Source organism: Streptomyces sp. NPDC050564, assembly GCF_044457265.1.
Taxonomy (GTDB): Bacteria; Actinomycetota; Actinomycetes; order Streptomycetales; family Streptomycetaceae; genus Streptomyces.
Window position 1 is genome coordinate 507,404 of the sequence record NZ_JBITGS010000001.1, and the last position, 26,436, is coordinate 533,839.

The following is a 26,436-nucleotide window of genomic DNA, read 5'->3' on the forward strand; positions in this document are numbered from 1 at the left end:
TTCCGCCTTGCTGCCGTTGCTCCACGAAGTCTCCCGTCCCTACGGGAGGTTGGCGGGTCAGCAGCAGACCGAGAGGCCGGCCGCCCTGCCCCGCTCACTGGCGCACCAGGGTTGCACTCGTTCCGGACTGCGCTCCTGACGGCGGCCAGGCCGCGGCCTGTTCGGATCTCGGCAGGTGCTAATGGCCGTCCGCCCGCGGCAGGTCCTGCTCGGTCCAGATGGTCTTGCCGGTGGGGGTGTAGCGCGTGCCCCAGTGGTGGGTCATCTGGGCGATGATGAACAGGCCCCGGCCTCCCTCGTCATCGCTCGCGGCGTACCGCAGATTGGGCGCCGTGTGGCCGGTGTCGGAGACTTCACAGATCAGCGTCCGGTCGCGGATCAGGCGTACCTGGGTCGAGCCGCCGACGTAGCGGATGGAGTTGGTGACCAGTTCGCTGACGATGAGCTCGCTGGTGAACGTCAGGTCGTCCAGCCCCCAGTCGCGGAGCTGCTTGCTGACGGCGGCGCGGATGGTGGCCACCGCCGCCGGGTCCGGGGGCAGTTCCCACTGGGTGAACTGGTTCCGGTCCAGCAGGCGTGTGCGGGCCACGAGCAGCGTCGCGTCCTCGTCCACCGCCCCGGGCAGCAGGGTGGTCACCGCCCGGTCGCACAGGTCTTCCAGGGACCTTCCGTCGCCGGCGAGGACATCGGACAGCTGCGCGAGCCCGGCGTCACGGCCGTCGGCTGCCTGGAGGAGGCCGCCCGTGAAGAGGGCGACGAGACTGCCCGGCGCGAGCTCCAGTTCCGTGCTCTGGTAGGGCAGCCCACCGATTCCCAGCGGCTGTCCGGGCGGCAGCTCCGGATAGTCGACGACGCCCGTGTGCGGTTCGACGACCGCCAGCACCGACTCCCCGGCCCGTGCCAGGCTGCACTTCCCCGAGACGGGGTTGTACACCGCGTACAGGCAGGTCACGCCCAGCGCCGCGTCGGCCTGCGGCCGCCGGTGGCCCGTCCCGCGCTCGTGCGCGGTCTGCTCGACCAGGTCGTCCAGGCGGGACAGGAGCTCGTCCGGGCTCAGGTCCAACCGGGCCAGGACGCGCACGCCCGTGCGCAAGCGTCCCATGGTGGCCGCGGCGCGCAGGCCGTGACCGAGCACGTCCCCGACGACCAGGCCGACCCGGGTGCCCGACAGGGGGATGAGGTCGTACCAGTCGCCGCCCACCCCGGACCCGCTGTCGGCGGGCAGATAGCGACTCGCCGAGTCGACGGCGGCGTGCGGCGGCAGGTGGCGCGGAAGCAGGCTCCGCTGGAGTTTGAGGGCGACGGTGTGGCCACGGGTGACCACCGGCATCAGCAGGAAACCGAGCAGCAGGGCGCCCAGGCCCAGGACGGTGACCCCGCCGGTCGGCCCGATCAGTGGCAGGTCGACGCTGGTCGAGCCGTACCGCGGGTTCGCGTAGACGACGAAGGTGGCATACACGAACAGCAGGAGCATGATGAGCCCGCCGAGCGCCGGGAACACGCCCTTGAAGACCATGTCCCTGACGCTGCGGGTGAGGACCTTGCGGTAGTACCAGAGGCAGGCGAAACCGGTCACTCCGTACTGGAACGCGATCGCGAGCCCGACCGAGTCGATCGAGTCGGCCACGATGTTCTGGCTGAACGACGTCAGCAGGACCAGCAGGGCGATCGAGACCGCTCCCATGCCGATGGTCCCCCAGGTCGGGGTGAGAAACCTGCGGTGGATCCGGGCGAACCGGGCGGGGAGGGCCTTGTGGACCGCCATGGAGAAGACCGTCCTGGCCAGGGGCAGGATGGTGGTCTGGGCGGAGGCCAGCGCCGAGGTCAGCACCATCAGGATCAGCAGTCTCGACAGGACCAGCCCCGTCTCGTGGCTCCCGAACACGGCATCGCCCAGCCCGGAGAACACGTCGTCCGAGTTGTTCGGGTTGCCGAGGCCGATGCCCGAGGTGCCGACGCCCGCGAACGCCTGCGCCGACGTGGACACCAGCCCGTACATGACCAGGAGCAGCACGGTGGCGAGGACTGCGGCGCGCCCGGGGATGCGCTTGCTGTCGACGGTCTCCTCGTTGACCGCGAAGGCGGTGTCCCATCCCCAGTAGAGGAAGACGCCCGCGAGGACGCCCGAGGTCAGGGCCCGTGCCGAGGACACCTCGAAGGGGTTGAACCAGGAGGCGGAGACGTGGATCGCCGTCGCGGGAGGACTGCTGTAGACCCTGACCAGCGCGGCGACGGCGAACAGGATCAGCATCAGCACTTCCAGGCACAGCAGCCAGCGCTGCACGGCCGCGGAGAGCTCGATGCCGACGTAGCAGATCGCGGTCAGCACGGCGATCCAGACGATGCCCGCCACGGTGGTCCACAGGCGGCTCTCCCCCAGTTCGTCCAGGCCCACCAGCCGGAAGCCGTAGACACCGGCGATCTCGGCGAGGTTCACCATGACGATGATGTCGGCGACGACGATGCCCCAGCCGCCCATCCAGCCGGTGCGCGGCCCGAAGGCGCGGGTGGCCCAGGTGAAGGTGGTCCCGCAGTCGGCGTTGCTCGCGTTGAGCTCCCGGAAGGCGTACGCGACCAGCAGCATCGGGATGAAGGCCAGCATGGTGACGATCGGGGCCTGCAGTCCGACCCCGGCCACGATGATGCCCAGCGTGGCGGCGACGCTGTACGCCGGGCCGGTGGAGGCCAGGCCCATGACCACCGAGGAAAACATGCCCAGGGCGTTGCTCTTGAGCCCCTTCCGGCCGGCCCCCGTCCCGGGGGCGGGGCGGCCGGCGGACTCGGTGCCGCCAAAGTGCCTCACACTTGATTCCAACGCCGGGCCGCTTCCCTCCGCAACAGCGCAGGGGCAGCACGAATGCCACCGGTCACAGAAGGTGCTCAGTCGTCTCCGAGTGCGCCCACCGCACACCGACTCGCCTTGAAGTCGCCGCACACCACTGAGCCCCCTCCGCATCAGGAAGGGGCTCAGACGGGTCACATGACCAGGGCTTCCATCACCTGATCGAGCGCGTCACCCACCTCAACTGTGAGGCGACCGCTGAGGCCACGGGGCCGCGCCAAGCCTGCGGAAAATCCGAGCGCGGCCCGTCAGCGACGCCCGCGGGCGTTGAGCCGGGCGGCCTGGCGCGTCAGGTGGTCGCGCTCGGCGAGGTTGGGTGCCTTGTGGGCCGCCTCCGCGTACAGCCGTGCCGCCGTCGCCAGGTCACCGTCGCGCTCGTGGAGGTACGCCGCTGCCGCGGCGTGGCGGGGCAGTGAGTCGTCCAGCGCCGCGAGCGCCGCCAGTCCGGCGCGCGGTCCGTCGGCCTCACCGACGGCCACTGCGCGGTTGAGCCGGACGACCGGGCTGTCGGTCAGGCGTGCGAGCTCGTCGTACCACTCGACGATCTGCACCCAGTCGGTCTCCTCGGCGGTGCGCGCGTCGGCGTGGAGTGCCGCGATGGCAGCCTGGGCCTGGAAGTCGCCCAGCCGGTCGCGGCCGAGGGCCGCCTGCAGGATTTCGACGCCCTCGGCAATCGCGGCTGTCTCCCACCGGCCGCGGTCCTGCTCGGCGAGCGGCACCAGGCTGCCGTCGGGCGCGGTGCGGGCGGCGCGCCGGGCGTGGTGGAGCAGCATGAGGGCGAGCAGCCCCGCCACCTCGGGGTGGTCGATCGCGGTGGCGAGCTGCCGGGTGAGCCGGATGGCCTCGGCCGCGAGGTCGACGTCGCCGGAGTAGCCCTCGTTGAAGACGAGGTAGAGGACGCGCAGCACGGTGGCGACGTCGCCGGGCTGGTCGAACCGCACGCCGGAGACGGTGCGCTTGGCCCGGCTGATGCGCTGCGCCATGGTCGCCTCGGGTACCAGGTAGGCCTGGGCGATCTGGCGGGTGGTCAGCCCGCCGACCGCGCGCAGCGTAAGCGCGACCGCGGAGGACGGCGTGAGCGACGGGTGGGCGCACAGGAAGTAGAGCTGGAGCGTGTCGTCCGCCCCGGACGCGGGGCCGGGCGCCGGCTCCTCGTCGACGCGGTCCTCTCGCCTGCGGCGGGCGACGTCCGCGCGGGTCACGTCGAGGAACTTGCGCCAGGCCACGGTGACCAGCCAGCCCTTCGCGTCCCGCGGCGGATCGTCCGGCCAGACGCGGACCGCCTCGACCAGCGCGTCCTGTACGGCGTCCTCGGCCGTCGCGAAGTCGGCTCCGCGGCGGACGAGGACGCCGAGCACACTCGGCGTGAGGCTTCTCAGCAGGGCCTCGTTGATCCGGGTCACTTGAAAGTGCACTCCGTGATGGTGGGCGACGCAGCCAGGAACGGGCGCAGCTCGAGCCACTCGTGGATCGGCTTCCCGCCCGCGCCGGGGGCGGCCGACAGCTCCCCGGCCAGCTCGACGGCGCGCTCGTAGCTGTCGACGTCGATCACCATCCAGCCGGCGATGAGGTCCTTGGTCTCGGCGAACGGCCCGTCGGTGACCGGCGGGCGCCCCTCACCGTCGTACCGGACCCACGTGCCCTCGGGGGCCAGTGCCTGACCGTCGACGAACTCGCCGGTCTCCTCGAGCCGGGCCGCGAAGTCGTTCATGTACTGCACGTGGGCCGAGATCTCCTCCGGCGTCCACTGGTCCATGGACACGTCGTTGGCCGGAGCCGGAGCGCCGCGGTAGTGCTTGAGCAGCAAGTACTTGGCCATGGTGTTACTCCTCGGTGCTGGTGCGACCCATCTTGGTCACCTTCACCCCCGGGACGGAGCCAGTCACGGCTTCTCGACACCGCCGTCCGAACTTTTTTGGCTCTCGTCGATGAGCCCGGGTGAGCCGTCTCGTGGTGTCCGGGTCCACGGCGTGGCGCGAGGACGAAACGGAACGAGGTCGTCCAACGGAACGAGGCCTTCCAAGGGCCACGGCCGGCACGTCCAGGCCTTGCCCGATGCCCCATCCTCCAGCACGCCGGTGCGGGTGCAGACGCCGTGGGCACAAGGACGACCCACTCCATCGGGTCCGCCGCCGCCTCGTCGGCTTGCGACCGATGAGTTCCGGAGCCCGGTGGGGTCTACCTCTGCACAAGGGAAAGCTGCGCGTGAGCTCTGTGAGGGGACCATGACCACCTACGTACTACCACCCGTCGTCGACGCCGCAACTTGGGAGCGCCGGCTCGAGACACTGCGTGCCCGGGAGAAGGCCGCGACGCGGGAGCTTGACGCCATCGCCGCCGAGCGTCGTCGCCTACCGATGGTCGAGATGCCCGACTACTCCCTCGAGGGCGAGGACGGCCCCGTTCGGCTGGCGGACGTCTTCGAAGGCAAGAGGCAACTGATCGTCTACAACCACATGTGGTTCGCCGGCCAGGAATGGCAGTGCCCGGGCTGCACGGGCTTCACCTCGCAGTACACCCGCCTGGAGTTCCTGGACAACTACGACGCGCGATTCGTCATCGTCACCCAGGGCCCGATCAAAGAGGCGCTCGCCTACAAGCGGCGGGTCGGCAACCGGATGCCGTGGTACTCGACTGCCAACAGCTCATTCGGGGCCGACGTCGACGCATCGCCCGGCGGAGGATTCGCGGTCAACGTGTTCCTGCGCGACGGCGACACCGTCTATCGCACCTGGCACACCAACGGTCGGGGTACCGAGCAGCTCAGTCACACCTTCGCGCTGATCGATGTCCTGCCGTACGGACGGCAGGAGGAATGGCAGGACTCGCCCGAGGGCTGGCCTCAGTCCCCCACCTACAGCCGGTGGGCGACGTCCAAGGACATCGCTGCGCTCTACGGCTCGGGCTCTGGCGGTGGCTGAACCGATCACGGCCCGGTGAGCGTCCTTCGAGCGCCTCGCCCACCTCAGTGCGCGTGCCCACTCGAAGCCGGCGTCGGACCTGCGTTCTTGACCGTCAGAGTCAGCAATGCCACCCCGGGGACTCCCTGATGTGCGCTGATGCTCTGGCCGCCGAGATCCGTCCTGATCCGGCTCTGTTCCGGGCGGGGTCCTCAACGGCTGAAGGTGCCCAGTCCGTTGGCGTTGAGGTGCTCGATGGTGACGCTCGTGGCCTTGCCGGAGCGGAGGTGGAAAGTGACACCGGACAGGCCGACGGCGTTCTCGCCCTGTGTCTGGTAGCTGAAAGTGTCACCCGTGTAGTGCCTCAAGGGGAACGACATCTTTTGCGGTCCCAGCGTCATGCTCAAATTTCCGCTGTTGTCACTGATAACCGTGACCGGCCCGTAGTACTCGTTCGCATAGGTGCCCGTATAGACGTCGTCGGCCTTGGCCGGAGTGGCGTTGGCGGGCGGCTTGGCGTAGTTCGTCGGCGAGATGCCCGTGTAGGCGGCGGCCTGCACCACTTTCCTGAAGAAGGCCAGCCAGTCAACTGTCTGCTTTCCATTTTGGGCGATGTCGAAGAACGCGGCGGCTACCGCCTCGGGTACGCCGATGGGTTGTCCGTTCGTCAGCACTACGATGCCGAGCCGTTCGCTGGGCAGTAGCGTGACCTCGGTTGCGGCGCCCAGGTCGAAGGCGCCGGAATGGTTCAAGCGCAGCCGTCCGTGCTCGTCGTACCTGACGTTCCAGCCGAGCCCATAAAAGCCTGGCTCACCTGCCGGGGCGAGCGGGTCCATTGCGACAGAGTGTGGGATGCGGGTCTGGTCCAGGGCCGCCGGGTCGACCAGCTGTTTCCCGTTGAACGCGCCGTTGTCCAGTTGCAGGCGCATCCACTGGGTGAGGTCGTCGATACTCGAACTCGCACCGCCCGCGGGCGCCTGGCTGTCGGCGTTCTCAGTGGTGGAGGGCTTCCAGCGGCCGTTGACCTCGACGTGGGCCGACGCTTTGTCGGCGGCCTTGTCGTAGTCGGCGCGCCGGTAGCTGGAGTGATCCATCCCCAGGGGCTTGAACAGCGTGTTCGCTGCCAGCTGCGGCCAGCTCGTTTTCGCCGCATCGGCCACCGCCACCCCCGCCTCGGTGAAGCCGTAGTTGGTGTAGGCATAGCTTGCGCGGAAGGGAGCCAGCGGCTCCAGCCGCAGGTGCTGCAAAATGTAGTCGCCCTGGTAACCCAGGTCCTCGAGCAGGTCACCAGCATGGTCGGGCAGTCCACTGCGGTGCGAGAACAGGTCCGCGACCGTCACGTTCGCGCTCACGTACGGGTTTTTGAGCGCGAAGCCCGGATCATGGACGACTGTCCGATCATCCCAGCCGACCACCTTGCGCCCTACGGCCCCGGAGACGACGGTGGACGACAGCGGCTTGGACAGCGACGCCAGCTGGAAGACCGTTTCGGGGTCGACCTTGTCGCTCTTGCCCAGCTCACGGACGCCGAAGCCCTTCTCGTACACGACCTTGTCCCGGTAGACGACGCCCACGGCGACCCCCGGCACCCCGGTCTGCCGCATCGCGTTCCCCACCAAGCCGTCGAGTCGGCCCACAGCGGCCTTCACCTGCGCCTGCGTCAACTGAGGCGGCGGTTGCTTCGGCGGCGTGGGGGCGAGCGATGCACCTGCGGACGGACTGCTGGCAGCGGCGTCCATGCCGACACACCCCGACAGGACGACCCCGAGCACACCCAGGTACACCACTGCAGCGCCGCCCACCAGGGCCTGCCGACGCGGCCTTCTCCTGCGACTCCGATTCGCCATGATCCGGATACCTCGCGCTCAAGAGCCCTCAGGGGCACGCCCGGCGCCCGTTCCATACTCGCCGCAGCGGCGGACCGCGGCACTCGGGCATCGCCAAGTGGGTGAGGAACGGGTACCGGCGGGCGGGCATCACAACCGCCAACCGGCGGGAACCGGTCATACCGACCGATTGGGGTTAAGAGACGTGGGGATGTGGCGCACGAGTCCATGCCTCCGGCACACCTGACGGTGGAGCATGGTGACCTGGCGGAGCTGACCCGGATGCGGCGTTGACTCCAACGAGTTGAGGTCGATCACGACCCTGCTCCTGCACGAGATTGATGCGGAAGCGGACGGAGCGGTCCCGAGGTCGATGGAGTGGCGTAATACGACGCCCAGCCGCGGCAACAACCTAAGAGAGCCGCGAGTGCGGCTCTCTTAGGTTGCCTTGAAGGACAGGGTTACGGAAGGTTGCCGAATTCATGCGTCAGGACTTCAGTCGCATCCGGCGGCGTCCCCGGGGGCTGCTGGACGTGCAGCACGACGTTCACGAAGTTCAGCCCGGTCTGGCGCACCGTCCAGTTGCCATTGGGGCATGCGTCGCGCGGGTTCGGAGGGGGCGGCGGAGGGATCGACACGCTGAAGGTGATCTGGCCGTTGCGAGGGTTGGGGAAAGTGCTGACCGGGCCAGTCACGTCTTCCTCAACGACGGGCTGACCAGGCGCGACGTTGCCACCCTTGTTGACGCACTCGAAGGTGGCCGTCACCGAGTCCGCCGTCAGGAAGACAAAGGTGGTGGTGCTGCCCAGTCCGGCCACCTTGCCGCTGCAAACCAGGCCAACGGTGTTCAGGTTGTCGGTGTCGCACCCTAGATTGCCGACAAAGTGTGGGCTATCGGCGATGGCTGACGGGATGCCGACCCCGAGGGCCAGCATCGTCGCGAGCGCGGTGAAAGTACGCCGCATTCGCATGTACGCCTCCTTAATAGAAGGTGTGAGGCAGAGGAGCGGCGTATGCGCGCTCCGCCACGAACGATCTCCTGCCACGAGGCGGTCGTAACAGCGACGCGGTCGTAGATCCATCCAATGGCCGCTACAGGTGACTGAAGCGGCCTACGGGCGGTGCCGAAACGGACGCGTCGTCGGCCGACTACGGTGATTGGGAAGTGCGTGTCCACGCGAGCCACTCACGTCCGCCCATCGAAAAATGGCATCGCGACGAGGCGCTGCCCATTTTTTCCTGAGTCACTTTTCGAATGCAGACGTTGACACGTCCCGAATTATCGGCGGTACGAACATTGCATCCCTAACGCCGACCGCGAGGTGTTCGACGGTCTTTACCGGGCAGCTCCGATTACCGACATACCAACAATATAAACATCACGCGTCGCCGGATCCATTCGGCTGGGCTAATTCATGCCCACCCGCATACATCATCCTTCAACAAGTCGCCATCGTCCTCAATTAGCGTGTCGGGCAACACCGCCCTGGTCACCCTTGTTACTCTGCGCTTCCCGGAAATCGCCCATAAAACGGAAACTTCGGGATCGTCACATCACTCACGTACAAAGTGGCTCCGCTGAAGGGCGTCACCTATCTGCAGGCGACGTGGGACGGCCTCGGGGACCTGCATGGAGTCTTCGACGCATGGCAGCGTACGGCTCCGGTCGCCGAAGACCGCCTCGGAACCCAGCTCGAGATCCACAAACCCCAGATCCTGCTGTTCGCGGTTCTCGCCGAAGGATCGCCGGAGGAGGCGAAGGAGTTGCTGGCCCCGATCCTGTCGGTCGGCAACCCCCAGATCTCGGTGCAGGAAGGCAACTGGGGCGACGTATACGCGGGATTCCAGATTCCGACCGAGGACGAACCCGCGAACTGGAAGTTCTTCTCGCAGTTCACCAGAAGGCCGTTCCCGGAGGAAGCGATCGACGTGATCGCCTCGTTCATGCACGACGCCCCGACGGATGACAGCAACTTCTTCACCCAGGCCTTCGGCGGGGCGGCCAGGAGGAGCCCCCGCGGCGGCGCCGCGTTCGCGCATCGCGACGCGATTTTCTACTCCGAGTCCGGCGCCGGCTGGGGGACTCGTGGAGACGAGCCAGGCGTCTGCGACCCGCTCACCCCGCAGGCCCAGGCCTGGATCGCCGAGTTCAGCCAGGCGCTGCGGCCCTACGTGAACGGCGCATACGTCAACGTGCCGAACATCGGGCAGCAGGACTGGGAAATCGCGTACTGGCGAGACAACTTCGAGCGACTGCGCAAGATCAAGGCGAAGTACGACCCGCACAACGTCTTCCAGTACGAGCAGAGCATCCCGCCGGCGTCCTGCTGACCGACCGACTGAGGCCCCTCCCTGATCAGGGAGGGGCCTCAGTCGGTCACGCAGTCGCACACAAGCCTGAAACCGACCTCAGACCCACTCCACCTCAGAGACGATCTGCGAGGCGTCTGCACAGCCCGGCAGCGGCGTCCGGGAGGACACCGACCGCGCCGACGGGCGCGGAGGCGAACCGTCGGCCGCAACCAGCGCAGCAGCCACCTCCGCCTCACTCACCCCGCCAGCGCGTCTACCACCCGAACCGAGTGCCTCGCTCACCTCAGTGCGCGTGACCACTCGCAGCGGGCGTCGGACCAGCGTTCTTGACCGTCAGAGGCAGCAGCTTCTTGCCCGTCGGGCCGATTTGGATGTGCGTGTCCATCTGCGGGCAGACACCGCAGTCGAAGCACGGCGTCCAGCGGCAGTCCTCGACCTCGGTCTCGTCGAGGGAGTCCTGCCAGTCCTCCCAGAGCCAGTCCTTGTCGAGACCGGAGTCGAGATGGTCCCAGGGGAGGACTTCCTCGTAGGTGCGCTCGCGGGTCGTGTACCAGTCGACGTCCACGCCGAAGGCGGGGAGGGTCTTCTGGGCGCAGGCCATCCAGCGGTCGTACGAGAAGTGCTCGCGCCAGCCGTCGAAGCGGCCGCCGTCCTCGTAGACGGCGCGGATGACGGAGCCGATGCGGCGGTCGCCGCGGGAGAGCAGGCCCTCGACGATGCCGGGCTTGCCGTCGTGGTAGCGGAAGCCGATGGAGCGGCCGTACTTCTTGTCGCCGCGGATCTTGTCCCTCAGTTTCTCCAGGCGGGCATCCGTCTCCTCCGCCGAAAGCTGCGGGGCCCACTGGAAGGGGGTGTGGGGCTTCGGGACGAAGCCGCCGATCGACACCGTGCAGCGGATGTCGTTCTGGCCGGAGACCTTGCGGCCCTCGGCGATCACGTTCATCGCCATGTCGGCGATCTGGAGGACGTCCTCGTCGGTCTCCGTCGGCAAGCCGCACATGAAGTACAGCTTCACCTGGCGCCAGCCGTTGCCGTAGGCGGTGGAGACCGTACGGATCAGGTCCTCCTCAGAGACCATCTTGTTGATGACCTTGCGCATGCGCTCGCTGCCGCCCTCCGGCGCGAACGTCAGGCCCGAGCGGCGGCCGTTGCGGGTCAGCTCGTTCGCCAGGTCCACGTTGAAGGCGTCCACGCGGGTGGAGGGGAGGGAGAGGCCGATCTTGTCTTCCTCGTACCTGTCCGCAAGGCCCTTGGCGATGTCGCCGATCTCCGAGTGGTCGGCCGACGACAGCGAAAGGAGGCCCACCTCCTCGAAGCCCGTTGCCTTCAGGCCCTTCTCCACCATGTCGCCGATACCGGTGATCGAGCGCTCGCGCACGGGGCGCGTGATCATGCCCGCCTGGCAGAAGCGGCAGCCGCGCGTGCAGCCGCGGAAGATCTCGACCGACATGCGCTCGTGGACCGTCTCGGCCAGCGGGACCAGTGGCTGCTTGGGGTACGGCCACTCGTCGAGGTCCATGACCGTGTGCTTGGACACGCGCCACGGGACGCCCGACTTGTTCGGGACGACTCGGGCGATACGGCCGTCGGAGAGGTACTCGACGTCGTAGAAGGCCGGGACGTAGATCGAGCCCGTCTTGGCCAGGCGGAAGAGGATCTCTTCGCGACCACCCGGGCGGCCCTCGGCCTTCCAGGCGCGGATGATCTCGGTCATGTCGAGCACGGCCTGCTCGCCGTCGCCGATGATCGCCGCGTCGATGAAGTCGGCGACCGGCTCGGGGTTGAAGGCCGCGTGGCCGCCGGCCAGCACGATCGGGTCGTCGAGCGTACGGTCCTTGGACTCCAGGGGAATCCCGGCCAGGTCGAGCGCCGCCAGCATGTTCGTGTAGCCCAGCTCCGTGGAGAAGGACAGGCCGAAGACGTCGAAGGCCTTCACCGGGCGGTGGCTGTCCACCGTGAACTGGGGAACCCGGTGCTCGCGCATCAGCTCCTCCAGGTCCGGCCACACGCTGTACGTGCGCTCGGCGAGGACGCCCTCGCGCTCGTTGAGTACCTCGTAGAGGATCATGACGCCCTGGTTGGGCAGCCCGACCTCGTACGCGTCGGGGTACATCAGCGCCCAGCGGACATCACAGGTGTCCCAGGGCTTGACCGTGGAGTTGAGCTCTCCGCCGACGTACTGGATCGGCTTCTGCACATGCGGGAGCAGAGCTTCGAGCTGCGGGAAGACCGACACAGCGGATTCGGCAGACATCTCGCGAACCTTCGTGAGCTGACGGGGGTGACCATCTAGCCTAACGCGGCCGGAAGGGCCCGCCGCACCGTCAGACCGCCGCAGCCTTGCCCTCGACCGCTTCCCACTCCTCGGGCAGCTGTGCTTCGACCGCGGCCGCCCGCTGTTCCTCCCGCCCGTACAACACCCCGTACGTGAACGAGCTCTCCCCCGTCGCATGCGCCTGCTCGGCGACTTCGCGCAGGGTGTCTCGGCCCATCACACTGTCCTGGTGCTCGCCGAGCAGGCTCTGCAACGACTTCATCGACTTGACCAGGGACTCGGCGGGCTTGCCCAGCGCGGGGGCCGCCGCCTCCGCCGCGTACCGGGTGCGCTTGGCCTTCTTGCGGGCCTCGTGCATCGCGTGGTCACGGTCGGTGCCGGGCGGCAGGTCGAGGGCCTGTTCCACCAGGGCGGAGACTTTCTTCAAGTCCTTCTCCACGGCTTTGGCGAGCACTTTCTCCGGATCGTGCGTGGCCGCCTTGCGCATCGGCGGTTCCGCGAGAAGCGTGTCGAGCCCGGAGAGCAGGTCCAGGTACCGCTTGCCGTCCAGTACGGCGATCAGCCGGTCCCTGGAGCCGCCGCGGCGGGCGCGGGACCAGGTGTTCACGCGGTCACGGACCGGGCCGACGACCAAGGGGGGCGGCAGCTCGTCGAGCGCCGCCGTGAGCCGCTCGGTGAGCACCTCCTGATCCCGGTCGACGCCCAACTCGCCGGCCAGCCACTTCAGCTCATCGGCGATCGGATCGGTGACGGCACGGTCCATGACCTTGCCGAACGAGCGGAACGTGCTGCGCATCCGCCGGGTGGCGACGCGCATCCGGTGCACGGAGTCCTCCACCTCGAGGCGGACCGCGGGGTCGAGTTCGACTATGGCGTCGCGTTGGGTACGGACGTACGCGAGTACGTGGTCCCCGGCGGTGGTCGCAGGCGGCTCCGCGATCGTCTTGTGCCGCGTCGGGCCGCCGGTCTCCGCCAGTGCCCTGGCCAGCTTGGACGGCGACGTGGACGGGCTCAGCCCGGCCTTGCGGAGCTTCTTCTCGACCTTGTCGAGGAACGCGGGGTCGCCGTCGTCCGCGAGCTCCACCTCGATCTCGGTCCACTCGGCGGTGCCTTCGCCGCCGCTGAGCCGATCGGCGCGGACGCGGTCGAGGCTGACCTCGGCGAGCAGGGCGCCGTCGGCGTCGACGAGGTGGCGGATGTCGCGGGTCGACCGCAGGCGTACGAGGGGGACGAGTTCCGCGTCGCGCACGCGGGAGCGTACGAGGCCCTTCAGCGACTGGGGCAGGTCGTCGGAGAGCGGGGCGTGGATCTCGTCCCGTACGCCCTCGGACACCGGGAGTTTGAGGTGCCAGCCCGCGTCGTCACCGCCGGTGCGGTGGCGGAGGGTGCGGGAGGCGGCGGCGAGTCGCTGGTCGGGGGTGTCGTAGTAGGTGGCGTCGAGCTGGGCCACGCCCTTGTCGATGACACCCGAGACTCCGGACACGCCGGTCAGGTCCGGCAGTCTCGCGTCTTCGCCGGCTGGGGGACCCTCGTACTTTCGCTCGATCTCGCGCTTTGTGTCCGCCATGACCTGAATCTAGTGCGCGCGGGGCCGGGATGGCAGTGCCCGGGCTCTGCGGGACTGCTGGGGAGACCGGTTTTCGCCCCCGCCGCCCCTACCCGTCCCATCCTTCTGGGGCTGCGCCCCAGACCCCCTGGGTTGTTTCTTTTGGTGCGGGCCGGTGGGGGCTTGTCGCGCAGTTCCCCGCGCCCCTGAAGGGGCGCGTAGGGCGGCGGGGGCGCGAAAAAGCCTCCGGCGCCCCCCGAAGGTCTACGCCGACATGGGCCGCTGCACCCTGATCGACTGCAGCAAACCCACCGCCACCCACACCGCGAACATCGACGAGCCGCCGTAGGAGACGAAGGGCAGTGGGAGGCCCGCGACCGGCATGATGCCGAGGGTCATGCCGATGTTCTCGAAGGACTGGAAGGCGAACCAGGCGATGATGCCGGCGGCGACGATCGTGCCGTAGAGCTCGGTGGTCTCGCGGGCGATGCGGCAGGCGCGCCACAGGACCACGCCCAGGAGGACCAGGATCAGGCCCGCGCCCACGAAGCCGAGCTCCTCGCCCGCGACCGTGAAGACGAAGTCCGTCTGCTGCTCGGGGACGAACTGGCCCGTCGTCTGCGAGCCGTGGCCGAGGCCCGTGCCGAAGAGGCCCCCCGAGCCGATGGCGATGCGGGCCTGGTTGGTGTTGTAGCCGACGCCGGCCGGGTCGAGGTCGGGGTTGGCGAAGGCGGCGAAGCGGTTGATCTGGTACTCGTCCAGAATGTGGAGCTGCCAGATGGCGATCGCGCCCAGAGCGCCTGTGCCGAGCAGGCCGAAGACCCAGCGGTTGGAGGCCCCCGACGCCAGGAGTACGCCCAGGATGATGATGACCATGACCATGACCGAGCCGAGGTCGGGCATGAGCAGCACGATCATGATCGGGACGGCGGCCAGGCCGAGGGACTGCAGCACCGTGCGGTGATCCGGGTACTGCTTGTCACCTGCGTCGACTCTCGCTGCCAGCAGCATGGCCATGCCGAGGATGATCGTGATCTTCACGAACTCCGACGGCTGCAGGGAAAAGCCGCCGCCCAGGACGATCCAGGCGTGCGCGCCGTTGACCGTCGCGCCCAGCGGGGTCAGCACCAGCAGGATCAGGAAGACCGAGAGGCCGTACAGGATCGGCACGGCCGTGCGCAGGGTGCGGTGGCCGAGCCAGATCGTGCCGATCATCAGGCCGAAGCCGATGCCGGTGTTCATGAGATGGCGGATGAGGAAGTAGTACGGATCGCCCTGGTTGATCTCGGTGCGGTTGCGGGTCGCCGAGTAGACGAGCGCCGAACCGATCATCGAGAGCGCGATGGCCGAGAGGAGTATCGGCCAGTCGAGGCGGCGGGCGAGCGAGTCGCGGGCGAACAGGCGGGTCCAGCCCGCGCGCTCGGGTCCGTACCCGGAGACGGAGAAGTTGTTCGCTCCGGTCATGTCAGGATCCTCATCCCCCGCCTCTTCTTCGGGCGGGCCGTGCGCCTTCGGGTGTCGCGGTTGCTCCCGCTGGGCGAGGGCGTGGTGCCCGCGGGCGACTGCTGGTCGGTGGTACCGGAGTCGTCGGTCTTGCTGGCCTGCAGGTCCTTGACCGGGTCCTTGGAGATCGCCGGGGCGTCGATCGAACCGTCCGTCTGGATTTTCGGCAGGCCCTTCTGCGGGGTGGGGAGAAGGGCCTTCGACTTGTCGATGGAGCCGTCGGCGCCGACGCCGTACAGGGCGCTGTAGATGTTGCGCACGGCTTCACCCGAGGCACCCGAACCCGTACCGGCCTGGGCGATCGTCATGATGACGGTGTAGTCCTTGGAGTACGTGGCCAGCCAGGACGTGGTCTGCTTGCCGTAGACCTCGGCCGTACCGGTCTTGGCGTGCAAGGGGATCTGGTTCTGCGGCCAGCCGCCGAACTTCCAGGCGGCGGTACCGCGCGTGACGACGCCGGCGAAGGCATCGTCCATGCCCTTGATGGTCGTCTTGTTGACCGGCAGTTTGCCCTTCGCCTTCGGCTTGATCTCCTGGACGCTCTTTCCGTCGGCGCTGACGATCGCCTTGCCGATGGTCGGGGTGTACATGGTGCCGCCGTTGGCGACGGCGCCGTAGATCACGGCCTCCTGGATCGGAGTGACGAGCGTGTCGCCCTGGCCGATCGAGTAGTTGATCTCGTCACCCTCGCGCATCTTGTTGCCTTCGAGGCAGTTCTCGTACGCGATCTTCTCGACGTAGGAGCCGTTCTTCTTGCCGGTCTTGCACCAGGCGTCCTTGTTGGCCTTCCAGTAGCTCTCCTTCCACTGGCGGTCGGGGATGCGGCCGGTGACCTCGTTGGGCAGGTCGATGCCGGTCTCCTTGCCGAGGCCGAACTGGTGGGCGGCCTTGAAGAAGTAGTCCTTGGGCTGGCCCTTCTTCGGGTTGATGCCGCCGTCCTTCTTCCACTCCCGGTCGGCCAGGCCGTAGAAAACGGTGTCGCAGGAGACCTCGAGGGCGCGGCCGAGCGAGATGGGGCCGAAGCTCTCACCCTCGAAGTTCTTGAAGACCTGGCCGCCGACCGAGTACGAGCTGGTGCACGGATAGCCGCCGTCCCACTCATAGCCGGCCTCGACCGCGGCGGCCGTGGAGACCACCTTGAAGGTCGAACCGGGCGCGGCCTGACCCTGTATGGCCCTGTTGAGCAGCGGGTAGTCGGAGTTCTTGCCGGTGAGCGCCTTGTAGTCCTTGGCTGAGATGCCGCCGACCCAGACGTTCGGGTCGTAGGTCGGGGCGGACGCCATGGCGACGATCCGGCCGGTCTTGGCCTCCATCACCACGACAGCGCCGGAGTCGGCCTTGTAGTACTCACTGGTGATCTTGTCGTACTGCTGGCGGGCCTTCTTCATCGCCTCGTTCAGCTCGTACTCGGCGACCCGCTGGACCCGGGAGTCGATGCTGGTGACCAGGTTCGAGCCGGGCTCGGCTGCGTCGCTCTCGGCCTTGCCGATGACCCGGCCGAGGTTGTCGACCTCGTAGCGGGTGACGCCGGCCTTGCCGCGCAGTTCCTTGTCGTACGCGCGCTCCAGGCCGTTGCGGCCGACCTGGTCGGAGCGGAGGTAGGGCGAGTTGCTGTCCTTGGCCTTGGTGATCTCGTCGTCGGTGACGGGCGAGAGGTAGCCGAGGACCTGCGCGGTGTTGGACTTGCCGGGAGCGGCGTAGCGGCGTACGGCCTCCGGCTCGGCGGTGATGCCGGGGAAGTCCTCGGAGCGCTCGCGGATCTGCAGGGCCTGCTGGGTGGTCGCCTCGTCGGTGATGGGGATCGGCTGGTACGGCGAGCCGTTCCAGCAGGGCTGCGGCGTCTTGGCGTCGCAGAGGCGCACCTTCTCCATGACCTCCTGGGGCTTCATGCCCAGGACCCCGGCGAGCTTGGTGAGGACGGCCTTGCCGTCGTCCTTCATCTTCAGCAGGTCGGTACGGGAGGCGGAGACCACGAGCCGGGTCTCGTTGTCGGCGATCGGCACACCGCGCGCGTCGAGGATCGAGCCGCGCACGGCGGGCTGCACGACCTGCTGGACGTGGTTGCCGGAGGCTTCCTTGGCGTACTCGTCGCCGTTGCGGATCTGGAGATACCAGAGGCGTCCGCCGAGGGTGCCGAGGAGGGAGAGTACGAGAATCTGGATGACGACGAGTCGGATCTGGACCCGTGGGGTCCGACCGGTCTCGGGGATGTTGGTCACTGCTGTTGCCTCCCCCTCTCAGTGTGTGTACGAGACATACGAGTACACGGTGAACCTGTGTGCGGCGACTCTGCGGTCGGCCAACTTCCGTGACACGAGCGGCGCTTGAGATCCGCTCACGGCTGCCCTCGCACCTGTGCGCGCAACCGCACTCGCAGTTGTCCTCATCGCCGTCCTCACCCCTGTCCTCACAGCCGCTTGACCCCCTTGATGCGTCCCGCGCGGGCGACGCGCGCCTTGGCGGCCTTCACCCGCAGCCCGCCGCGCTGTCTGCCGATGCGCAGTCCGGTGCCGGACGACAGCCAGCCCACGGAGACGTCGGCGGCCTTGGCGGACCCGCTGGTCTCGGCGAGCGGATTGTTCTCGGCGCGCCGGGCCAGGGCCATCAGTGCCGGGACGACGAACGGCGCGAGCAGCAGGTCGTACAGGGCGGCCGTGAACAGCAGGCTGCCGAGGCCGACATGGCGGGCGGCGGTGTCGCCGACGAGGGCGCCGACACCGGCGTACAGCAGCGTGGAGCCGACCGCGGCGGCGACGACCACGGCCATCGGGCCGGTCGCGGACTTGAGCTGGCCGTTCTCCGGCTTCACCAGTCCGGCGAAGTAGCCGATGACGCACAGTACGAGGGCGTAGCGCCCGGCGGCGTGGTCGGCGGGTGGGGCGAGGTCGGCGAGCAGGCCCGCGCCGAAGCCGATGAGGGCGCCGCCGACATGGCCGTAGACCATGGCCAGGGCCAGCACGGTCAGCAGCACCAGGTCCGGGACGGCGCCCGGGAGGTGGAGTCGGGCGAGCACGCTCACCTGGATCACCAGGGCGACGACCACCAGGGTGGCGGAGAGCAGCATCCGGTTGAAACGCATGGGATTCGGCTCCTCCTGCTACTGCTGCTGGTCGTCGACGGACACGGACTCCGAGGGGGTGATCGTCACGGTCACCGTCGGTGTGGGCGTCGGCTTGGGTTTCGGCGGCAGCACGGTGTCGCGCGGGTCCTTACCGGGTGCTTGGACGACGACACCGACGATGTCGAGCTTGGTGAACGACACGAACGGCTTGACGTAGATCGTGCGGGTCAGGCCACTGCTGGAGGGGTCCACACGGGACACCGCACCGACCGGGACGCCGGGCACGAACGGCTTGTCGGCCTGCGAGCCGAAGGTGACCAGACGGTCACCTTTGTTGATCTTCGCCTTGCCGTTGAGCAGTTCCACCCGCAGCGGGCGGTCGCCCTGTCCGGAGGCGAAGCCGAGTTCGTCGCTCGATTCCATCCGCGTACCTACGGTGAAATCGGGGTCGTTGGCGAGCAGCACGGTGGCCGTGTTCGGCCCCACGGTGGTGATCCGGCCGACCAGGCCGTCCCCGTTCAGCACGGTCATGTCGCGCTTGATGCCGTCGTTGGCGCCGACGTCGATGGTCACGGTCCAGGAGAAGCCCTGGGCCGCCCCTATGGCGATGACCTCGCCGCCCTTGATGCCGTATTGGCCCTCGGCCGCCACGTTGATCATCTTGTTGAGTTGCCTGAGGCGGCTGCGGTTGCGGTCGTCGCTGCCGAGCTTCGCCTTCAACGCGGCGTTGTCGTGCTCGAGTTGGGCGATGCGGTCGTGCCGACCGCCCGAGTCGCGAACCGCTGAGATCGCATTGCCGACGGGATCGACCGCGGACGACACCCCGTTCTCGATCGGACCGAAGACCGTCGCGGCGGCCTGGCGGGCACCGTCGACCGGTGAGTCCTGCCCACCGCGGATGTCCACCGTGATCAGTGCGAACGCGATGGCGATCAGCAGCACCAGGAGCAGCCGGCTCTCTCGTGTGTCCCTCACGTGCGGCGGCCGTGCCTTCCTCATTGGATTGGGTCAACAGGGGCGCACCCCGGGCAGAAGCATGCCCCTGGGTGTGATGAGGCTGTTATGGGGGGCTGTTGTACGTGGCTGGTGTGGGGGGCCGTTGTGGGGCTGGTGTGGGGGCTGTTATGGGTGAGCTTATGACTCTATGTCGGAGGAGTTTATGTCTCCATACCAACGATCCGCCGTACGAGAAGGGGTCATCTCGTACGGCGGAATCGAAGTATTAATTCATCTGCGCGGCTGGGCGTCCAGGACCTGCTGGAGCGCCTCGAACTCCTCGACGCACTTGCCGGAGCCGAGCGCCACGCTGTCCAGCGGGTCCTCGGCGATGTGGATCGGCATACCGGTCTCGCGGCGCAGCCGCTCGTCGAGCCCGCGCAACAGGGCGCCACCGCCGGTCAGAACGATTCCGCGGTCCATCACGTCGCCGGACAGCTCCGGCGGACACTTGTCGAGGGTCGTCTTCACGGCGTCGACGATGGCGTTGACGGGTTCCTCGATCGCCTTGCGCACTTCGGCGGCCGAGATGACCACGGTCTTGGGCAGCCCGGAGACGAGATCCCGGCCGCGGATTTCGGTGTGTTCGTCATTGTCGAGGTCGTACGCCGAACCGATCGTGATCTTGATCTGCTCGGCGGTCCGCTCACCCAGAAGAAGGCTGTACTCCTTCTTGATGTGCTGGATGATCGCGTTGTCCAGCTCGTCGCCCGCGACGCGGATGGACTGGGCGGTGACGATGCCGCCGAGCGAGATGACCGCGACCTCCGTGGTGCCGCCGCCGATGTCCACCACCATGTTGCCCGTTGCCTCGTGGACCGGCAGGCCGGAACCGATGGCCGCGGCCATGGGCTCCTCGATGATGTGCACTTGGCGGGCGCCGGCCTGGGACGACGCCTCGATGACGGCGCGGCGCTCGACACCCGTGATGCCCGAGGGCACACAGACGACGACACGGGGGCGGGCGAGGTAGCGCCGCTTGTGGATCTTCAGAATGAAGTAGCGGAGCATACGCTCGGTGATCTCGAAGTCGGCGATGACACCGTCCTTCAGCGGGCGCACGGCAACGATGTTGCCCGGCGTCCGCCCGATCATCTTCTTCGCCTCCGCGCCGACCGCGAGGATGCCACCGGTATTGGTGTTGATCGCGACGACGGACGGTTCGTTGAGTACGATCCCGCGACCCCTGACGTACACCAGCGTGTTGGCGGTCCCGAGGTCGACAGCCATGTCACGGCCGATGAACGACATTGAGTTCCCCATCAGGATTCGTCTGGCCTTCCCAAGTGGAGCTTTGACGGCTTTTTAGGACGGCGAGTTGGGTGCAGTGACGTGAAGGCTTCCATCGTAGACGCGCCTGCCCGAACACTGCGCGAGGGTCTTCGCCATTGTCAGCAGATGACGGGCCGCCCCGCTTGTGGAGACGGTCCATCGGGGGAACGCGTTCCCCCGATCGGCACGCATATGCCACGGGACGACCGAAAAACATTCGGCCGTCCCAGGTCAGGCATACGAGTGACGTGACGATCCCTCAGAAAAATGTTGGAAAATTGATCTCCGCGTGATGTCCGCGCGGCGCTTCGGAGGACACTCGTGCGGTGCTTCGGACGATGTCCGGAGGGTGCTCAGACGCGGCCGGGGAAGAAGATCTTCAGCTCGCGCTCGGCGGACTCCTCGGAGTCGGAGGCGTGGATCAGGTTCTCGCGGACGATCACACCGTAGTCGCCCCGGATGGAGCCGGGGGCGGCCGCGATCGGGTCCGTGGGACCCGCCAGCGCCCTGAGTCCCTCGATCACGCGCTCGCCCTCGACGACCAGCGCCACGACGGGCCCGGACGCCATGAACTCCACCAGCGGCTCGTAGAAGGGCTTGCCCTTGTGCTCGCCGTAGTGCTGCTCCAGCGTGTCCTGGTCCAGCGTCCGCAGCTCCAGCGCGGTGATCTGCCAGCCGGCCTTGCGCTCGATACGGCTGATGATCTCGCCGGTCAGGCCGCGACGGACGGCGTCGGGCTTGAGGAGGACAAGGGTGCGCTGGCTCACGGGGTGGCTCCTTCAGGTCACAAGTGTGCGGGTCACCGAGGCTACAGGGCGTAGCTGGGTGCCCTTTCAGCCCGTCCGGCGTTTGACTTCCAGCCCGTCCGGCGTTTGAGGACGAGGCCGTCGAGGCCGATGCGGGGGTCTGGGGGCGGCAGCCCCCAGGGACGGGACGGGTAGGGGCGGAGGGGGCGAACAAAACCCGACGGCCACCCCTACGCCGGGTTACCCCCGGCCTCGACCGGCGTGGCCGCCGACGCCTGCGTCTCGGCCTGCGCCTGCGCCGCAAACCTCGCCTTCGCCTCGTCGATCTTCCGCCCGTAGTGCACCGACGCCCACCACAGCGCTGCGAAGATCGCCCCCAGGAAGAACATCGACGGCACCACGAACCCACTCGCGATCAGCGCGATCTGCAGCGCCCAACCGAGCTGGACGCCCCCGGGCCGCGTGATCATGCCGCACAGCAGCACGCTCACCGCCATGACGACCCCGCAGACCGTCCACACCGTGGACGTCGAAAGGTCGGGATCCTTCATCGCGACGAGCCCGGCGAAACCGATGACGAAGAACTCGCCGATCAGCGTGGAAGCACAGAGCGTACGCACAGTGGTCAGCCCCTCCCCAGGAGCAGTCGGGCCTCGCCGACGGTGATGACGGAACCGGTGACCAGCACGCCCCCGCCCGCGTACTCGCCCTCCTCCTCGGCGAGCGTGATCGCGGCCTCCAGTGCGTCGTCGAGCCGCGGTTCGACCTGCACCCGGTCCTCGCCGAAGACCTCCACGGCGATCCCGGCCAGCTCGTCCGCGTCCATCGCGCGATGACTGGAGTTCTGCGTGACGACGACCTCGGCGAAGATCGGCTCGAAGGCTTCGAGCAGCCCTCGTACGTTCTTGTCGCCGCTCGCGCCCACGACCCCGATCAACCGGCTGAAGTCGAAGACCTCGCTGACGGCCTCGGCGGTGGCGCGGGCGCCCGCCGGATTGTGCGCGGCGTCCACGACGACGGTCGGCGAGCGGCGTACGACCTCCAGGCGGCCCGGCGAGGTCACCGAGGCGAAGGCCTTGCGGACGGTGTCGATGTCGAGCCGCTGGGCGTGCGCGGAACCGATGCCGAAGAACGCCTCGACGGCGGCGAGCGCCACGGCGGCGTTGTGCGCCTGGTAGGCGCCGTGCAGCGGCAGGAAGATCTCTTCGTACTCGCCGCCGAGTCCGCGCAGCGTCACCAACTGCCCGCCCACGGCGACCTGTCGCGCGACCACCCCGAACTCCAGGCCCTCCCGGGCCACGGTCGCGTCGACCTCGACGGCCTTCTTCAGCAGTACCTGGGCCGCGTCCACCGGCTGCTGCGCCAGGATCACGGTGGCGTCCTGCTTGACGATGCCGGCCTTCTCCGTGGCGATCTCGCCGTGCGTCTCGCCGAGCCGGTCGGTGTGGTCGAGATCGATGGGCGTGATGACGGCGACGTCCCCGTCGATGACGTTGGTGGCGTCCCAGCTGCCGCCCATGCCGACCTCGACGACGGCGACATCGACGGGGGCGTCCGCGAAGGCCGCGTAGGCCATGCCCGTCAGCACCTCGAAGAACGACAGCCGGTACTCCTGCTGACCGTCGATCATCTCCACATACGGCTTGATGTCGTTGTACGTCTCGATGAACCGCTCGGCGGAGATCGGTGCGCCGTCGAGGCTGATCCGCTCGGTGATCGACTGCACATGGGGGCTGGTGTAGCGGCCGGTGCGCAGGTCGAAGGCGCCCAGCAGGGCCTCGATCATGCGGGCGGTGGAGGTCTTGCCGTTCGTGCCCGTGATGTGGATCGAGGGGTACGCGCGCTGCGGCTCCCCGAGAACGTCCACCAGCGCGGCGATGCGGCTGACCGACGGCTCCAGCTTGGTCTCGCCCCAGCGGGTCGCCAGCTCCGCCTCGACCTCGCGCAGCGCCTTGTCGACCTCGGGGTCGGCCGGACGGGCGGGGACGTCGGCCTGCCGGCCGTCGGTGCCCTGCGTGCGCAGGGTGCGGCTGCCGGCCTCGATCACCGCGAGATCGGGGTCGCGGTCGGTCTCGGCCGCGACGATCTCGTCGAAGAGGCCGAGCGAATCGCGCGGCTCCGGCTCGTCTGACTCGCTGCTGTCGTGCGGGGGGAGGTCACTCACGAGGCCAGTCTACGGAGCCGCCGCTGTGTCTGGGCGTGTGGGGGTTTCGCCCCCTCCGCCCCTGCCCGTCCCGTACCTGCGGCTGCGCCCCAGACCCCCTTGGGCCGCCTGTTGACCGCGGGCGGTGGGAGCCACCTTTTGTATGCAATGGGGTGATGGGCGCCGCCCGACCATCGCCCGCGTGACCGTGGAACCGCACTGCCACCGACACAGTCGTATGACCGACAAGGTCGTACGACGGACGAAGGCCCCCGGAACCATGGAGGTTCCGGGGGCCTTCGCGCACGTACGACCGGCGGCTACGCCTCCGGCAGGCGGTCCAGTTGCGCCTTGATGCGGGCGATGTCCTCGTCCGCCTTGGCGAGCCGCGTGCGGATCTTCTCCACGACGTGGTCCGGGGCCTTGGCGAGGAACGCCTCGTTGCCGAGCTTGGCGTTCGCCTGGGCCTTCTCCTTCTCGGCGGCGGCGAGGTCCTTGGCGAGGCGCTTGCGCTCCGCGGCGACGTCGATCGTCCCGGAGAGGTCGAGCGCGACCGTGGCACCCGCGACCGGCAGCGTCGCCGTGGCCGAGAAGCTCTCGCCCTCCGGCTGGAGGCGCAGCAGCTGGCGGATGGCCGCCTCGTGCGGGGCCAGCGCGGTGCCGTCGAGGGCCAGCCGGGCCGGGACGCGCTGGCCGGGCTGGAGGCCCTGGTCGGCACGGAAGCGGCGGACCTCCGTGATGACCTGCTGAAGCGTCTCGATCTCCCGCTCGGCGCCGGCGTCGCGGAAGCCGCTGTCCTTGGGCCACTCGGCGATGACGATCGACTCGCCACCGGTGAGCGTGGTCCAGAGGGTCTCCGTGACGAACGGGACGACCGGGTGGAGGAGACGCAGCGTCACGTCCAGGACCTCGCCGAGGACCCGGCCGGAGACCCTCGCGGGCTCGCCGCCGCCCATGAACGTCGTCTTGGACAGCTCGACGTACCAGTCGAAGACCTCGTCCCACGCGAAGTGGAACAGGGCATCGGACAGCTTCGCGAACTGGAAGTCGTCGTACAGGGCGTCGACCTCGGCGACCACCGAGTTGAGGCGGGACAGGATCCAGCGGTCGGTGGCCGACATCTGCTCGGGCGAGGGCAGCGGGCCCTCGACCGTGGCGCCGTTCATCAGCGCGAAGCGCGTGGCGTTCCAGATCTTGTTGGCGAAGTTGCGCGAGCCCTGGACCCAGTCTTCGCCGATCGGGACGTCGACGCCGGGGTTGGCGCCGCGGGCGAGAGTGAAGCGCAGGGCGTCGCTGCCGTACTTGTCCATCCAGTCCAGCGGGTTGACCGCGTTGCCGAAGGACTTCGACATCTTCTTGCCGAACTGGTCGCGGACCATGCCGTGCAGGGCGATGGTGTGGAACGGCGGGGTGCCGTCCATCGCGTACAGGCCGAACATCATCATCCGGGCGACCCAGAAGAAGAGGATGTCGTAGCCGGTGACCAGGACGGAGTTCGGGTAGAACTTCGCGAGGCTCTCGGTCTGTTCGGGCCAGCCGAGGGTCGAGAAGGGCCACAGGCCGGAGGAGAACCAGGTGTCGAGGACGTCGGTGTCCTGACGCCAGCCCTCGCCGGTCGGCGCCTCGTCGTCGGGACCGACGCAGACGACCTCGCCGTTCGGGCCGTACCAGACCGGAATCCGGTGCCCCCACCACAACTGCCGTGAGATGCACCAGTCGTGGAGGTTGTCGACCCAGTCGAAGTACCGCTTCTCCATCTCCTGCGGATGGATCTTGACCTTGCCCTCGCGGACCGCGTCACCGGCGGCCTTGGCCAGGGGGCCGACCTTGACCCACCACTGCATGGAGAGGCGGGGCTCGATCGTCGTCTTGCAGCGCGAGCAGTGGCCGACGCTGTGGACGTAGGGCCGCTTCTCGGCGACGATCCGGCCCTCGGCGCGCAGCGCGGCGACGATGGCCGAGCGGGCCTCGAGGCGGTCCAGGCCTTGGAAGGGGCCGTGGGCGGTGATGACGGCGTGCTCGTCCATCACCGCGATGGCGGGCAGGTCGTGGCGCTGACCGATCTCGAAGTCGTTCGGGTCGTGGGCCGGGGTGACCTTGACGGCGCCGGTGCCGAACTCGGGGTCGACGTGCTCGTCGGCGACGACCGGGATGGAGCGGTCGGTCAGCGGCAGCCTGATGAGCTTGCCGACCAGGTGCTTGTACCGCTCGTCCTCGGGGTGAACGGCGACAGCCGTGTCACCGAGCATGGTCTCCGCACGGGTGGTGGCGACGACGATGGTGTCGTCCCCCTCGCCGTACTTCATCGAGACGAGCTCGCCGTCGTCGTCCTGGTACTCGACCTCGATGTCCGAGATGGCGGTCAGGCAGCGCGGACACCAGTTGATGATGCGCTCGGCGCGGTAGATCAGCTCGTCGTCGTAGAGCCTCTTGAAGATGGTCTGGACGGCCTGGGAGAGCCCTTCGTCCATGGTGAAGCGCTCACGCGACCAGGCGACGCCGTCACCGAGGCGCCGCATCTGCCCGGAGATCTGCCCACCGGACTCGGCCTTCCACTGCCACACACGCTCGACGAAGGCCTCACGGCCCAGGTCGTGGCGGGACTTGCCCTCCTTGCCGAGCTCCCGCTCGACGACGTTCTGCGTGGCGATGCCGGCGTGGTCCATGCCCGGCTGCCACAGCGTCTCGTAGCCCTGCATGCGCTTGCGGCGCGTGAGGGCGTCGATGAGGGTGTGCTCGAAGGCGTGCCCGAGGTGCAGGCTGCCCGTGACGTTCGGCGGCGGGATGACGACGGTGTATGGAGGCTTGTCACTCTTCGCGTCGGCCTCGAAGTAACCCCGCTCTACCCAGCGCTCGTACAGCGGCCCCTCTACGTCGGCCGGCGCGTACTGGGTCGGCAGTTCGGTGTTGGGCGCTGGTGGCTGCTGATGAGCGTTCTCGGTCACAGGCTCAGTTTAGGGGTGTCACGGGGCAGTCCCGAAACGCGATTCTTTGGTAACGGTGCCGCCCCCGG

At 68.3% G+C, this 26,436-nt stretch carries 18 protein-coding genes; 2 read left to right on the top strand and 16 right to left on the bottom strand.

The annotated features are described in order from the left end of the window. Window positions 1-178: 178 nt before the first annotated feature. The 3 genes from ACIBK0_RS02240 to ACIBK0_RS02250 all read right to left on the bottom strand — a co-directional run bounded on the left by ACIBK0_RS02240 (window position 179) and on the right by ACIBK0_RS02250 (window position 4,661). Window positions 179-2,713: an amino acid permease gene (locus tag ACIBK0_RS02240; RefSeq protein ID WP_399074621.1), complete on the bottom strand. Its 2,535-nt coding sequence runs from the start codon at window positions 2,711-2,713 to the stop codon at window positions 179-181. A gap of 377 nt (window positions 2,714-3,090) precedes the next feature. After that, window positions 3,091-4,236 carry an RNA polymerase sigma factor gene (locus ACIBK0_RS02245; protein ID WP_399075122.1) on the bottom strand — a complete coding sequence of 382 codons (1,146 nt, stop codon included), beginning with the start codon at window positions 4,234-4,236 and terminating at the stop codon, window positions 3,091-3,093. Window positions 4,237-4,241: 5 nt separating this feature from the next. Then, window positions 4,242-4,661 (bottom strand): YciI family protein, encoded by a 420-nt coding sequence (locus ACIBK0_RS02250; RefSeq protein WP_399074623.1) that lies wholly within the window; start codon window positions 4,659-4,661, stop codon window positions 4,242-4,244. A gap of 406 nt (window positions 4,662-5,067) precedes the next feature. On the opposite strand from ACIBK0_RS02250, the gene ACIBK0_RS02255 reads away from it, so the two are divergent. Next, a complete protein-coding gene (locus ACIBK0_RS02255; RefSeq protein WP_399074625.1) occupies window positions 5,068-5,763 on the top strand; it encodes a DUF899 domain-containing protein in 696 nt (231 codons plus the stop codon). 191 nt (window positions 5,764-5,954) lie between these two features. Here ACIBK0_RS02255 and ACIBK0_RS02260 read toward each other — a convergent pair whose 3' ends face one another. Both ACIBK0_RS02260 and ACIBK0_RS02265 read right to left on the bottom strand, forming a co-directional pair. Then, on the bottom strand, window positions 5,955-7,481 hold the full coding sequence (locus tag ACIBK0_RS02260) for a serine hydrolase (protein ID WP_399074627.1): 1,527 nt from the start codon (window positions 7,479-7,481) through the stop codon (window positions 5,955-5,957). A 548-nt stretch (window positions 7,482-8,029) separates the two neighbouring features. Then, on the bottom strand, window positions 8,030-8,539 hold the full coding sequence (locus ACIBK0_RS02265) for a hypothetical protein (protein ID WP_399074629.1): 510 nt from the start codon (window positions 8,537-8,539) through the stop codon (window positions 8,030-8,032). A gap of 598 nt (window positions 8,540-9,137) precedes the next feature. Between ACIBK0_RS02265 and ACIBK0_RS02270 the strand changes: the two genes are divergently transcribed. After that, complete coding sequence (locus ACIBK0_RS02270; RefSeq protein ID WP_399074631.1) at window positions 9,138-9,899, top strand: BBE domain-containing protein; 762 nt, start codon at window positions 9,138-9,140, stop codon at window positions 9,897-9,899. A gap of 265 nt (window positions 9,900-10,164) precedes the next feature. Here ACIBK0_RS02270 and ACIBK0_RS02275 read toward each other — a convergent pair whose 3' ends face one another. From ACIBK0_RS02275 to ACIBK0_RS02325, 11 genes are all read right to left on the bottom strand, one after another. Next, window positions 10,165-12,135 (bottom strand): TIGR03960 family B12-binding radical SAM protein, encoded by a 1,971-nt coding sequence (locus tag ACIBK0_RS02275; protein WP_399074633.1) that lies wholly within the window; start codon window positions 12,133-12,135, stop codon window positions 10,165-10,167. Window positions 12,136-12,205: 70 nt separating this feature from the next. After that, the gene (locus ACIBK0_RS02280; protein ID WP_399074635.1) at window positions 12,206-13,723 is read right to left on the bottom strand and encodes a CHAD domain-containing protein; all 1,518 of its coding nucleotides are present in this window, start codon (window positions 13,721-13,723) and stop codon (window positions 12,206-12,208) included. A 243-nt stretch (window positions 13,724-13,966) separates the two neighbouring features. Continuing rightward, window positions 13,967-15,166: a rod shape-determining protein RodA gene (gene rodA, locus ACIBK0_RS02285; RefSeq protein ID WP_399074637.1), complete on the bottom strand. Its 1,200-nt coding sequence runs from the start codon at window positions 15,164-15,166 to the stop codon at window positions 13,967-13,969. After that, window positions 15,163-17,424, bottom strand: a complete 2,262-nt coding sequence (gene mrdA, locus ACIBK0_RS02290; protein WP_399074639.1) for a penicillin-binding protein 2 — start codon at window positions 17,422-17,424, stop codon at window positions 15,163-15,165. The genes rodA and mrdA overlap by 4 nt, the downstream gene beginning before the upstream one ends. A gap of 188 nt (window positions 17,425-17,612) precedes the next feature. Further along, window positions 17,613-18,284 carry a rod shape-determining protein MreD gene (mreD, locus tag ACIBK0_RS02295; protein ID WP_399074641.1) on the bottom strand — a complete coding sequence of 224 codons (672 nt, stop codon included), beginning with the start codon at window positions 18,282-18,284 and terminating at the stop codon, window positions 17,613-17,615. 18 nt (window positions 18,285-18,302) lie between these two features. Beyond that, the gene (gene mreC, locus ACIBK0_RS02300) at window positions 18,303-19,241 is read right to left on the bottom strand and encodes a rod shape-determining protein MreC (protein ID WP_399074643.1); all 939 of its coding nucleotides are present in this window, start codon (window positions 19,239-19,241) and stop codon (window positions 18,303-18,305) included. Between the two features lie 252 nt (window positions 19,242-19,493). Then, window positions 19,494-20,513: a rod shape-determining protein gene (locus ACIBK0_RS02305; RefSeq protein ID WP_037747701.1), complete on the bottom strand. Its 1,020-nt coding sequence runs from the start codon at window positions 20,511-20,513 to the stop codon at window positions 19,494-19,496. Window positions 20,514-20,887: 374 nt separating this feature from the next. Then, the gene (gene ndk, locus ACIBK0_RS02310; RefSeq protein ID WP_369246568.1) at window positions 20,888-21,301 is read right to left on the bottom strand and encodes a nucleoside-diphosphate kinase; all 414 of its coding nucleotides are present in this window, start codon (window positions 21,299-21,301) and stop codon (window positions 20,888-20,890) included. A gap of 209 nt (window positions 21,302-21,510) precedes the next feature. Beyond that, window positions 21,511-21,900 carry a DUF4233 domain-containing protein gene (locus tag ACIBK0_RS02315; RefSeq protein WP_399074646.1) on the bottom strand — a complete coding sequence of 130 codons (390 nt, stop codon included), beginning with the start codon at window positions 21,898-21,900 and terminating at the stop codon, window positions 21,511-21,513. Between the two features lie 5 nt (window positions 21,901-21,905). After that, window positions 21,906-23,444 carry a bifunctional folylpolyglutamate synthase/dihydrofolate synthase gene (locus ACIBK0_RS02320; RefSeq protein WP_399074648.1) on the bottom strand — a complete coding sequence of 513 codons (1,539 nt, stop codon included), beginning with the start codon at window positions 23,442-23,444 and terminating at the stop codon, window positions 21,906-21,908. 299 nt (window positions 23,445-23,743) lie between these two features. Continuing rightward, entirely contained in the window at window positions 23,744-26,368 is a 2,625-nt protein-coding gene (locus tag ACIBK0_RS02325; RefSeq protein ID WP_399074650.1) for a valine--tRNA ligase, read from the bottom strand. Window positions 26,369-26,436: the final 68 nt, after the last annotated feature.

Coding starts and splice junctions, on each gene's coding strand:
- ACIBK0_RS02240 (WP_399074621.1), bottom strand. CDS start 2,713: ATGTTTTCCTCGGTGGTCATGGGCCTGGCCTCCACCGGCCCGGCGTAC.
- ACIBK0_RS02250 (WP_399074623.1), bottom strand. CDS start 4,661: ATGGCCAAGTACTTGCTGCTCAAGCACTACCGCGGCGCTCCGGCTCCG.
- ACIBK0_RS02255 (WP_399074625.1), top strand. CDS start 5,068: ATGACCACCTACGTACTACCACCCGTCGTCGACGCCGCAACTTGGGAG.
- ACIBK0_RS02260 (WP_399074627.1), bottom strand. CDS start 7,481: ATGGACGCCGCTGCCAGCAGTCCGTCCGCAGGTGCATCGCTCGCCCCC.
- ACIBK0_RS02265 (WP_399074629.1), bottom strand. CDS start 8,539: ATGCGAATGCGGCGTACTTTCACCGCGCTCGCGACGATGCTGGCCCTC.
- ACIBK0_RS02275 (WP_399074633.1), bottom strand. CDS start 12,135: ATGTCTGCCGAATCCGCTGTGTCGGTCTTCCCGCAGCTCGAAGCTCTG.
- ACIBK0_RS02280 (WP_399074635.1), bottom strand. CDS start 13,723: ATGGCGGACACAAAGCGCGAGATCGAGCGAAAGTACGAGGGTCCCCCA.
- rodA (WP_399074637.1), bottom strand. CDS start 15,166: ATGACCGGAGCGAACAACTTCTCCGTCTCCGGGTACGGACCCGAGCGC.
- mreD (WP_399074641.1), bottom strand. CDS start 18,284: ATGCGTTTCAACCGGATGCTGCTCTCCGCCACCCTGGTGGTCGTCGCC.
- ACIBK0_RS02305 (WP_037747701.1), bottom strand. CDS start 20,513: ATGTCGTTCATCGGCCGTGACATGGCTGTCGACCTCGGGACCGCCAAC.